General features: G+C 58.9%; 8 protein-coding genes. 2 read left to right on the top strand and 6 right to left on the bottom strand.

The window, feature by feature from the left end:
- Positions 1-13: 13 nt before the first annotated feature.
- The 5 genes from LG383_RS04390 to bglX form a co-directional block, all read right to left on the bottom strand.
- The gene (locus LG383_RS04390) at positions 14-931 is read right to left on the bottom strand and encodes an ABC transporter substrate-binding protein (protein WP_166182979.1); all 918 of its coding nucleotides are present in this window, start codon (positions 929-931) and stop codon (positions 14-16) included.
- Positions 932-1,001: 70 nt separating this feature from the next.
- Positions 1,002-2,237: an MFS transporter gene (locus LG383_RS04385; RefSeq protein ID WP_225758413.1), complete on the bottom strand. Its 1,236-nt coding sequence runs from the start codon at positions 2,235-2,237 to the stop codon at positions 1,002-1,004.
- 48 nt (positions 2,238-2,285) lie between these two features.
- Positions 2,286-3,845, bottom strand: a complete 1,560-nt coding sequence (locus LG383_RS04380) for an MFS transporter (RefSeq protein ID WP_225758412.1) — start codon at positions 3,843-3,845, stop codon at positions 2,286-2,288.
- Positions 3,842-5,194 (bottom strand): glycoside hydrolase family 28 protein, encoded by a 1,353-nt coding sequence (locus tag LG383_RS04375; protein ID WP_225758411.1) that lies wholly within the window; start codon positions 5,192-5,194, stop codon positions 3,842-3,844. The genes LG383_RS04380 and LG383_RS04375 overlap by 4 nt, the downstream gene beginning before the upstream one ends.
- 314 nt (positions 5,195-5,508) lie before the next feature.
- Positions 5,509-7,806 carry a beta-glucosidase BglX gene (bglX, locus tag LG383_RS04370; protein WP_225758410.1) on the bottom strand — a complete coding sequence of 766 codons (2,298 nt, stop codon included), beginning with the start codon at positions 7,804-7,806 and terminating at the stop codon, positions 5,509-5,511.
- A 188-nt stretch (positions 7,807-7,994) separates the two neighbouring features.
- Here bglX and dld point away from each other — a divergent pair, with 188 nt between their 5' ends.
- Both dld and LG383_RS04360 read left to right on the top strand, forming a co-directional pair.
- Positions 7,995-9,740, top strand: a complete 1,746-nt coding sequence (gene dld, locus LG383_RS04365; RefSeq protein WP_106995327.1) for a D-lactate dehydrogenase — start codon at positions 7,995-7,997, stop codon at positions 9,738-9,740.
- Positions 9,741-9,840: 100 nt separating this feature from the next.
- Positions 9,841-10,395, top strand: a complete 555-nt coding sequence (locus LG383_RS04360) for a GNAT family N-acetyltransferase (RefSeq protein ID WP_106995328.1) — start codon at positions 9,841-9,843, stop codon at positions 10,393-10,395.
- A gap of 140 nt (positions 10,396-10,535) precedes the next feature.
- Here the strand turns inward: LG383_RS04360 and pbpG are convergent, their stop codons facing one another.
- The gene (gene pbpG / locus LG383_RS04355) at positions 10,536-11,456 is read right to left on the bottom strand and encodes a D-alanyl-D-alanine endopeptidase (protein ID WP_106995329.1); all 921 of its coding nucleotides are present in this window, start codon (positions 11,454-11,456) and stop codon (positions 10,536-10,538) included.
- Positions 11,457-11,534: the final 78 nt, after the last annotated feature.

The following is an 11,534-nucleotide window of genomic DNA, read 5'->3' as shown; positions in this document are numbered from 1 at the left end:
AACTGTCCTGGGGCTACTTCACCAGCCCTTTCTGCTTCAGGTAATCTGCCGCCACTTTTTTGGCATCCAGCCCTTCCACTGCAATGCTGGCATTCAGCTGTTGCAGGGTTTTCTCATCCAGGGTTTCAAATACTGGCTTCAGCCAGGCATCCAGCTCCGGGTAGGCTTTCAGCACCGCTTCGCGCACCACTGGCGTCGGAGCATAGATCGGCTGAACGCCTTTCGGATCGGTCAGGGTTTGCAGACCCAGCGCCGCTACCGGGCCGTCGGTACCGTAGGCCATCGCCGCATTCACGCCCGAGGTTTGCTGGGCCGCCGCTTTGATGGTCACCGCGGTATCACCGCCCGCCAGGGAGAGGAGCTGGCTTTGGTCCAGCTTGAAGTCGTAGGCTTTTTCAAAGGCTGGCAAGGCGTCCGGGCGCTCGATAAATTCCGCCGAGGCGGCAAGTTTAAAGTCGCCCTTCTCTTTCAGGTAGCGGCTGAGATCGTCGAGGGAGGTGAGCTTGCCTTTCTCCGCCACGTCCTTACGCACCGCGATGGTCCAGGTGTTGTTGGCCGGTGCCGGTGTGAGCCATATCAGCTTGTTCTGTTCGGCATCGAGCTTTTTGACTTTTTCATACCCGGCGCTGGCATTTTTCCATGCCGGGTCGTTTTCATCTTTGAAGAAGAAGGCCCCGTTGCCGGTGTATTCCGGGTAAATATCCAGCTCGCCGGAGGTGATAGCTCCGCGTACCACCGGGGTGGTGCCGAGCTGCACTTTATTGACGGTTTTTACGCCGTGACTCTCAAGCACCTGCAAAATGATATTGCCGAGCAGCGCGCCTTCCGTATCAATTTTTGACCCGACCTTTACCGGCTCAGCGGCCTGCAAAGGCAGGCTCAACGCCGCCAGCAGCGCCGTTGAGCCAACAATCCCCTTTAAGATAGTCATTCCACTTTCCTCATGATTTTGCCGCCTTTTTCAGAGGCTTGAGAGAAAAGCGTAGTCGAAAAGCGGGGTTTTAGCCCTGGTCCGGCAGTTTTAACGGAAGGGTAAGTACGCTGGCGGCAAAGTACAGAATGGCAATCACCCACAGCGTCCCTTCCACGCCCAGCGGGGCCACGCACAGGGTGACAATCAGCGGGCCGACAAAGTTGCTCAGGCCGGAGCCCAGATTAAGGCAGGAGATGGCCGCGCCTTTGTTATCCGGTAATAACGATGGGATCAGGGCGCTGAGCGGTCCGAACGCCCCCAGCCCGATGGCATAGAGTGCCAGGGCGCAGAACAGCGCCGTTTCGCTGTCGCCAAACAGCACCGGGGCGTAACACACCGCCAGCATCGCCAGTCCGCACAGGGTGCCGGAGAACCAGACCACGGTGTTGCGCCAGCCGATGGTGTCCCCCAGCCAGCCAAAGAAGTAGCTGGCGAAGATGTTAACCAGGTTCACCAGCCCCCAGACAGTAAGCCACTGTGCAATGCTGAAGCCAAAGCGCGGGAGGTAGACCGGCATCAGGATCACCAGCGAGAACTTGCCGATGTCATTGATGGTTTTGACGATTACCCCCAGACGCATTTTCGGTTCACGAATCAGCACCATGATGCCTTCAGCCAGCGCCGCCCCGATGCTGCCCCCCTGCTCCACCTGCGGGCGATCGCGATTGAGCACCAGGGCGCAAAAAGCCCCGAGCATCACAAAGACAAAGCCGCTCAGCAGGGTGGCAGTTTCGCCGACTTCAGGCAGCATCAGGCTGGAGTACCAGGGCCCGACGATGGTCATCCCCACGCCAAAGGCGATCCAGAACCAGGAGACTGCCCGGCCGAGGATCCGCGGCTCGCAGCGCTGGTTGATCCACACCAGGAAGGAGTAGGCAAACAGCGGGTAAGCCACGCCGCGCAGGGCGTAACTGGCCACCATCAGCGGGTAGTTGCCCTGCGGCAGGGCATAGCCGATAAATGGAATCGAGCCGAGAAAGTAGACCGCCGTCGCGGCCCACATCAGGCGACGCAGGCCCAATACCCCGGCGCCAAACCCCGAGAACCAGGAGACTGCCGCCACGCCCAGGCCAAATACCGATGAGAGCAGGCTGATGTGGAAGGCGTCATAGCCGCGGTTTTGCAGCATCGAGGCCAGCCAGCTTTGCTCGATGGTGGCGCCGGTAATAAACAGGAAAATGCCGATAAAGCCCCAGCTCAACTCCCGGGGCAGCCCCAGCCGGGCCCAGATCCCTTGCTGTATGAATACGCTGTGTTCTGTCATCTGTGTGGTCTTAACGGACCGGGCACGGGGCCCGGTACTGGTTGAGGATTATGCATTTTTCAATTGCGGGGAGGCGTGACGCGCCAGCAGCCGTTTGCGATTGAGGTAGCCGACGCTGTTCTCGCCCCAGCAGTGCTCGTACGGCATGCCGGTCAGACTCTCGATGACCTGACGGTTTTCGGCGCTGACGCTGGCTTTGCTGCCGCCCTGCTTTAGGCGCGCCACCTCTTCGTTAAGAATGGCGTGGGTCCGGCTGTTGACGCGGAACTGGAAGGCAGACCAGATCCCCCAGATAGTAAGGATCACCGGGAGGACAATCATGATCACCATGATCATGTTGATGGCCGACTGTGGCTGGGCGGCCTGCCCGGAGACAAAACCCGACATCTGCAACGCCACGCCGACGAGAAAAATCGACATCGCCTGCGAGGCTTTACGCAGCAGGCTCATAAACCCGGCGAAGATGCCTTCCCGACGCTGGCAGGTGAGGATCTCGTCCACATCCGCCACGAAGGTGTAGTTGTTCCACGGAATGGCGTAGATCCCGCCGCGGGCCAGACCGGCAATCGCCGCCCCGGCATACAGCAGCACCATCCCGCCGGTCTGGTGAAAATACGCCGACACCAGCAAGGCGAAAGCCACCAGCGCCATCGACGCCTGGGTGGCAAAGGCGCGGGACGGGGAGTAACGCAGGGTCAGCCAGGTGGCGATCCCGACGCCAAAGAACTGCAATGCGTTGATGACGCCAAGCAGATTAGAGGCCATCACCGAGGAGGTCATCAGGGCAAAGACCACGAAGTAGGTAAAGACCGAGTTGAAAATATCCTGTGCTACCGAGCCGCCGAGGTACATCCCGAGGTGCGAGCGGAAGGTTTTGATTTTCAGGGTTGAGACGAAATCGTAGTAGATATGGTACAGCCGGGTCGCCAGGGGCTCTTTCGCCTCCTCTGCGTCATGGACTTCGCTCTGCTGGATCTCCTCCAGCGAGCGCTCCCAGGTGCCGAAGTAGACAAAGAACAGCACGATCATGAACGAGACGGTAAAGATAGCCCCGGTGTAGAAGAACGAGTCTGAGGATTCGGGACCGAAGTACGCTACCAGGCGGCCCGGCAGGAAAGCGGCGGCAAAACCGGCCAACTGGGCAATGTACATGCGGGCGCTGGTCAGCTTAGAACGCTTTTTAAAGTCGGAGGTCATCTCTGCCGACAGGGTGTCGTAGGGGATGATGATCATGGTGTAGACGATCTCAAACAGGATGTAGAACAGCAGGTACATCCAGTAGCTGAAGCCCTCCACCCACAGCAGGCTGTAGACCGACACCAGCGGGATGCTGGCCAGCAGGAAGAAGCGGCGTCGGCCAAAGCGACGGCCAAGCGCGGTCTTATGGAAGTTATCGGAAATGTAACCGATGACCGGACACATGATCACATCGACAATACGCGCCACCGCAAACAGCGAGCCGGCCTGGATCGGCGTCAGCCCGCAGAAGGTGGTTAAGAAAAACAGCAGCCAGGCGCTGACCAGCGTAAAGGCACCGGAGCCAATCACGTCCGCCAGTCCGTAACAGACATAGTTACGCAGTTTTATTTCTCGCACTTTTTTTATCATTTTTGTTCCCCTGAATTTGCCGGGTCGATACGGATGCTCTCTTCATCCCAGCCCGCGGGTAACGGCTGCGGACGGGTGATCTGGATAGCGTGCAGCTGTAATCCCTCAATCCCTGCGGCATACAGCCCGGGCAGGCCGTGCGGATAAGGCTCCACCCCGTGGGCGCGGCCGGTTTGCGGGTTGAGTCGCCAGGCATTATCCCGCCCCATCCCGGTCGGGCGTTGCGGGTTGCAGGGCGGGCGCAGGTCATAGCAGCCCTGCTCGTCGCTGGCGCTCAGGCGCTGGGCGAAGTTCAGGCCGTTGAAGGTCACGTCGTGGAGAGCGCCGGGGATATCGCTGTGCAGGTTGATGGCCCCTTCCCCGCTGCCGCTGAGATTCGAGAAGGTGATCTGGCTTATCGCCCCCGGCTGAATATCCGGGGCGCGATGGCGGACGGAGATAAAGACCGGATCGGCTTTGCCCCAGTGGCAGGGGTCCCCGTGCTGGCAGTCGAAAATAATGTTGCTGAACAGCATCTGGCTGAACTGGCCGCCATCCCGGGAGACCAGGCCGATAGCGCGGTTGGATTCGAAGATGATGCAGTTGCTGACCACCAGGTTGCGGATATCAGCGAAGGTTTCGGTCCCGACTTTGATAGCGCAGCTCTTCGAGCGGATGATGCAGTTGTTGACCGTCACGTTCTCGATCGGCTGCTGTAGTTCCGCGGCTTTGGCGGTGGTTTTCAGGCAGATGCCGTCATCGGCGGCGCTGAAATAGCTGTCGCTGAGGTGGATGTGCTGGCAGCTGTCGATATCCAGGGCATCAGTATTGGAGAGGGTGAGATCGTTATCGATGGTGATGTTGTTGATGAACACGTGGTTGCAGCTGACCAGGTGCGCGGTCCACATCGGCGCGTCACACAAGGTAATATCGCGGATCCGCACCTGCTGGCACCCTTCCAGCACCAGCATCCGCGGGCGACGGGTTTTCGGCTGGCGGTAGCCCTGGGCGTCCGGATGCGGGGCAAACCAGGCGCTGGCATTGCCATCGATACGGCCTGCCCCGCTCAGGGTCAGGTGATGCGCGTCGCGGGCGTAGAGCAGCGCCATCCTTGATTGCTCGGCCATGCTTTGGGTTTCGGCGGCCAGATAGTCGGCCTCGTGGGGGCTGGCCAGCAGATGCGCGCCCGCCTCCAGATGCAGGGTAAAGTTTGACGGTATCACCAGCGTGCCCGTCAGCCAGATCCCCGGCGTCACCACCAGCGTGCCACCCCCGGCCTGGTCGATGGTATCGATCAGGCTCTGCAGCGCAGTGGTAACGGAAGTCAGACCGCTGCGGTCGAGGTCGAGTTGTTCTACCGAGAGCTTCATGTTGGTACCTGTCAGCTGTTAAGTGACAGGCATTACACGCGGTTTTATCCCCCGGCTCGCGGGCCGTTTCTGCGGATTTTGAGCGAAGAGTGAAGGTCGTCACGCCTGAATGCGGTGATATAAAGCGCTTTTGATGGGGGTCACGTTTTGGCGGGTCAGGCAAAATTGAAGTGTGAAAAAAGTCACAATTCTTTATGGGGAAAGGGTTTTAAACGAGCGGAATAAACGAGTTTCAAAACAGAAGGAGGAAAATTGTAGGGCCGGTCACGTATTCAGTGACGCAGCCCCGTTTGGGTATTGCCGGGTGGCGCTATTTACAGCAGCTCGAACTCGCCCTTATTCACACGGGCAGAATCGACACCGATAAAGACGTTGAACTTGCCCGGCTCGGCGGCGTATTTCATCTGCTGGTTCCAGAACTTAAGCGCATCCACGTCGATCGGGAAGCTGACGGTTTTGGTTTCGCCTGGTTTCAGGTGCACCTTCTCGAAGCCACGCAGCTGTTTCACCGGACGGCTCATGGAGGCGGTCACATCCTGGACGTACATCTGGATCACCGTATCCCCTTCACGTTTGCCGCTGTTGGTCACCTCGACGCTGGCCGTTACCGTGCCATCCGCTTTCATCGTCGGTGCCGACATTTTCACGTCGGAAACGGTGAAGGTGGTGTAGCTCAGGCCATAGCCAAACGGATACAGAGGGCCATTGGCTTCGTCGAAATAGCGCGAGGTGTACTTGTTCGGTTTATCCGCGTTGTACGGACGACCGGTATTCAGGTGGCTGTAGTACACCGGGATCTGCCCGACGGAGCGCGGGAAGGACATAGGCAGTTTGCCCGACGGATTGTAATCGCCAAACAGCACGTCGGCGATAGCGTTCCCGCCCTCGGTGCCGGCGAACCAGGTTTCCAGGATCGCATCCGCCTGCTGGTTCTCGTCAACCAGCGCCAGCGGACGGCCGTTCATCAGCACCAGTACCAGCGGTTTACCGGTGGCTTTCAGCGCGGCAATCAGCGCCTTCTGGCTCTGTGGCAGGGTGATATCGGTACGGCTCGACGCTTCATGGGCCATGCCCTGGGCTTCACCCACGACGGCAACCACCACGTCGGACTGCTTCGCGGCGTTAACCGCCTCGTCGATCATCTCCTGCGCCGGGCGTGGATCGACCTTCACCGCCTCTTCATACTGGTTGAGGAAGGTGACGATGTCGTTGTCGCTGGTAACGTTAGCGCCTTTGGCGTAAATCACCTTGCCCTTGTCGCCCAGCGCGTCTTTGATGCCGGTCAGCACGGTCACGGACTGATCGGCCACGCCTGCCGCAGACCAGCTGCCCATCACGTCGCGCTTGCTGTCAGCCAGGGGTCCAACAACTGCCACGGTGCCGGATTTGGCCAGCGGCAGCGTGTCCAGACGGTTTTTCAGCAGCACCAGGCTTTCGCGCGCCACGTCGCGGGCTTCTTTGCGATGTAAACGGCTCTCGGCGTTAGTGTCCGTCGGATCGGACTCTTTCGGCCCCAGGTGGCTGTACGGATCGTTAAACAGCCCCATGTCATACTTCACGTTCAGAACGTGGCGCGTGGCATCGTCCAGCTCCGCCATGGTAACTTTACCGCTCTTCACCAGACCCGGCAGATACTTGCTGTAGTACTCGTCGCTCATGCTCATATTGATGCCGGACTTCAGCGCCACCCGCACCGCGTCTTCCGGGTCAGAGGCCGTGCCGTGCTTGATCAGCTCTTTGATCGCGCCGTGGTCGGAGACGGTGATGCCCTTAAAGCCCCACTGGTCGCGCAGCACATCTTTCAGCAGCCAGGCATCGGAGGTCGCAGGGGTGCCGTTCAGCGAGTTCAGGGCCACCATCACCGCGCCGCTCCCGGCATCGAGACCGGCTTTGTACGGCGGCATATAGTCGTTAAACAGGCGCTGCGGGCTCATGTCGACGGTGTTGTACTCCTTCCCGCCCTCCACTGCGCCATAGGCGGCGAAGTGCTTAACGCTGGTCATTACCGAGTAGCGATCGGCCGGGCTTTTGCCCTGCATCGCTTCAACCATGGTTTTGCCCATCGTTGCGGTTAAATAGGTATCTTCCCCGAAGCCTTCTGAGCCACGGCCCCAGCGCGGATCGCGGGAGACGTCGACCATCGGCGCCCAGGTCATGTTCAGGCCATCATCCGCCGCTTCGTAAGCCGACACGCGGCCGACGGTTTTCACCGCCTCGAGGTTAAAGGAGGAGGCCAGGCCGAGGCTGATCGGGAAGACGGTACGCTGACCGTGAACCACGTCATAGGCGAAGAATAACGGGATTTTCAGGTGGCTGAGTTCCATCACCTGATCCTGCATTTTGCGGATATCCTGACGGGTGACGGTGTTGAAAATTGCCCCCACCTGCCCGTTTTTAATCATCTCGCGGATGGCTTCTTTCGGGTTATCCGGGCCGACGCTGATCAGACGCAGCTGGCCGATTTTCTCATCGACCGACATCTTTGTGAGCAGATCGGTGACAAAAGCGTCGCGGGCTTCCGGCGTCAGCGGATGATTGCCAAACAGGTCATCAGCCAGCGCGGGTTGCAGCGCCAGACTCACAGCTACCCCTACAGAACAAAGCCATTTCATCTCGTTTACTCTCTCATCAATAACCGCCGGATAGTCGCGGCCAGACCGTACGAAAAGCGCAGTGTGCCATAAACCCTGTGAACGTTGCAGGGTTTATTCTCTGATTTTTCTGGTGAATACTGGTTCGCTTAAACATTAATCGCGCTATGATTTTGGACACGCATTTGAATAACCACAAGGGGTGGACGATGTCTTCTGATAACACCAGCTTCATTAACGAACTGTCACGTCTGGTAGGCCAGGCGCACCTGCTGACCGATGCCGCGAAAACGGCCCGCTACCGCAAGGGCTTTCGCTCCGGACAAGGCGACGCGCTGGCGGTGGTCTTCCCTGGCACCCTGCTGGAGCTGTGGCGGGTGCTCAGCGCCTGCGTGGCGGCAGACAAAATCATTCTGATGCAGGCGGCTAATACTGGCCTGACCGAAGGCTCCACGCCGAACGGCAACGATTATGACCGCGACATTGTAATTATCAGCACCCTGCGCCTCGACAAGCTGCATCTGCTGGACAAGGGCGAGCAGGTGCTGGCCTATCCGGGCACCACGCTCTACTCCCTGGAGAAGGCGCTGAAACCACTGGGCCGCGAGCCGCACTCGGTGATCGGCTCGTCCTGTATCGGCGCCTCGGTGATCGGCGGGATCTGCAACAACTCCGGCGGCTCGCTGGTGCAGCGCGGCCCGGCTTATACCGAAATGTCCCTGTTTGCGCGTATTGATGAACAGGGCAAACTGACCCTGGTGAACCACCTGGGTATCGATCTGGGCGTCACGCCGGAGCAGATCCTCAGCAAGCTGGATGACGATCGCGTCAAGGACAGCGATGTACTGCACGACGGCCGCCATGCCCACGATCATGACTACATCTCCCGGGTACGCGAGATCGACGCCGACACCCCGGCGCGCTATAACGCCGACCCGGATCGTCTGTTTGAATCTTCCGGCTGTGCCGGCAAGCTGGCCGTCTTTGCCGTGCGCCTCGACACCTTCCCGGCCGAGAAACGGCAGCAGGTGTTTTACATCGGCACCAACCAGCCTGAGGTGCTGACCACCATTCGTCGCCACATCCTCGGGGAGTTCACCCACCTGCCGGTGGCCGGTGAGTATATGCACCGGGATATCTACGACATTGCCGAACGCTACGGCAAAGATACCTTCCTGATGATCGACAAGCTCGGCACCGACAAGATGCCCTTCTTCTTCACCATGAAGGGGCGCACCGATGCGATGCTGGAGAAGGTATCGCTGTTTAAGCCGCACTTTACCGACCGCTTTATGCAAAAGCTGGGCAATGCCTTCCCGGCGCACCTGCCGCCGCGGATGAAAAGCTGGCGGGATAAGTACGAACATCACCTGTTGCTGAAAATGTCCGGCGACGGCATTGCCGAAGCGCAGACCTGGCTGGCGGAATTCTTTAAAAGCGCCGAGGGCGACTTCTTCGCCTGCACCCCTGAAGAGGGCAGCAAGGCCTTTTTACACCGCTTTGCCGCCGCCGGGGCCGCGATCCGCTATCAGGCGGTACACGCCGACGAGGTGGAAGACATTCTGGCGCTGGATATCGCCCTGCGCCGCAACGATACCGAGTGGTTCGAGCAGCTGCCGCCTGAGATCGACAGCCAGCTGGTGCATAAGCTCTATTACGGCCACTTTATGTGTTATGTCTTCCATCAGGATTACATCGTCAAAAAAGGGGTGGATGCCCACGCCCTGAAGGCGCAGATGCTGGCGTTGCTGAAGGCGCGCGGCGCGCAGTACCCGGCGGAACACAATGTGGGTCACATTTACGAAGCCCCGGCCGCATTAAAGCAGTTTTATCGCGAAAATGACCCGACAAACAGCATGAACCCGGGCATTGGTAAAACCACCAAGCATAAAAACTGGAAAGAGCAGCCTGAAACAGCGGGGCATGGTGCGCAAGCCACTGATCAAACCAGTTAGCCAGGGTGGGCCCGCTATTAAGCCCATACAAATCGTACTAGAGTAGCCACGGGTCGCCAGGGAAACGTTTCTCTGGCTTTTTTGCGAGGAGCGGACACCTATGTCGGCTATTGAAATTTTTTCCGAAACTGACGTTCAGATTCGCGATGCAGAGGCGGAGGATGCGCATGCCATTGCCGCCATTTACGCCTGGCACGTCCTTAACGGGCGTGCCTCCTTTGAAGAGGTTCCCCCTACTATAGACGAGATGCGCCAGCGTATTAGCGCGGTGACCAGCCAGGGTTTGCCGTGGCTGGTGGCACTCTATCGGGGGATTGTGGTGGGCTTTAGTTACGCCACCCTCTATCGCCCGCGCCCCGGGTACCGTTACACCATTGAAGATTCAGTTTACGTCGAGGCCAGCACGCCCGGACGCGGCTTTGGCAGCGCACTGCTGAGCGCCCTGATTGCCCGTAGCGAAGAGGGGCCGTGGCGGCAGATGATCGCCATCGTCGGGGATGGGCCAAACAATGCCGGTTCGTTACGCCTGCATAAAAAACATGGATTCGAAGTGGCGGGACAGCTCAGAAGCGTGGGCTACAAGAAAGGGGACTGGCGCGATACGCTGATTATGCAGCGCCCTCTCAATGACGGTGACTGGACGCTGCCGGAGTAAGAGGCATTGTGCCCGGTATTGCCGGGTGGCGCTGCGCTTACCCGGCCTACAAAACCGTAGGCCCGTGCAAGCGAAGCGCCGCCGGGCATTAATCCCGTAGGCCTGTGCAAGCGCAGCGCCACCCGGCATTTACAAACAACTCAATCGTTTTGCGCTGTCGCCATCTGGGCGGCTTTTTGCTTTTTATAGCTCAGCGCCGCAGCCGGTACCGGCTGCACCTTCCCGGTTTCAATCCAGGTCCGCAGACGGCTGGCATCGGCAAAGTGGGTATATTTGCCGAAGGCATCCATCACCACCAGCGCCACCGGCTTGCCATTAAAGACCGTACGCATCACCAGACAGTGGCCCGCGGCGTTGGTAAAGCCGGTTTTGGTCAGCTGAATATTCCAGTTATCGCGGTAAACCAGATGGTTGGTGTTACGAAATGGCAGGGTATAGGCCGGATTCGAGAAGGTCGCCATCTCTTCACGGGTGGTACTGAGCTGGCCGAGCAGCGGATATTGCTTAGTGGCAATCAGCAATCTCGTCAGATCCTGCGCCGTTGAGACGTTATGAATCGACAGGCCGGTTGGCTCCACAAAGCGCGTCTGAACCATCCCCAATGCCTTCGCTTTCGCGTTCATCGCGCGGATAAAGGCGTTATAGCCGCCCGGATAGTGATGCGCCAGGCTTGCCGCAGCGCGGTTTTCCGAGGACATCAGCGCCAGCAGCAGCATGTTTTTGCGGCTGATTTCACTCTTCAGGCGCACCCGGGAGTAGATCCCTTTCATCTCCGGCGTCTGGCTGATATCGACCCGCAGTTTTTCATCCAGCGGCAGTCGGGCATCAAGCACCACCATCGCGGTCATTAATTTGGTAATCGAGGCGATCGGGCGCACCAGATTCGGGTGGCTGGAGTAGATCACTTTGTTGGTATTCAGATCGACGATCATGGCGCTACCGGAGGCAATCTCCGGCTGGGCCGCAGTAGCCACAGCGGCAGGTTTGGCGATCGCCGGGGTCGCCACTGGCACAGCCAGCAACAGTGCAAGACTCAATAAAGAAACGCGGAATTTCAGCATGGTGAGATTTCTGATAATTATTCATGCACGTAATAACGTACACCGCCCGGGTCATGGCGCGAACGCGGGCTGGCTAAG

The sequence above is a fragment of the Leclercia sp. Marseille-Q4284 genome, from assembly GCF_916618945.1.
Taxonomy (GTDB): Bacteria; Pseudomonadota; Gammaproteobacteria; order Enterobacterales; family Enterobacteriaceae; genus Enterobacter; species Enterobacter tamurae.
Note: the sequence above shows the minus strand (reverse complement) of the source record. Positions and strands in the feature narration are given on the sequence as shown.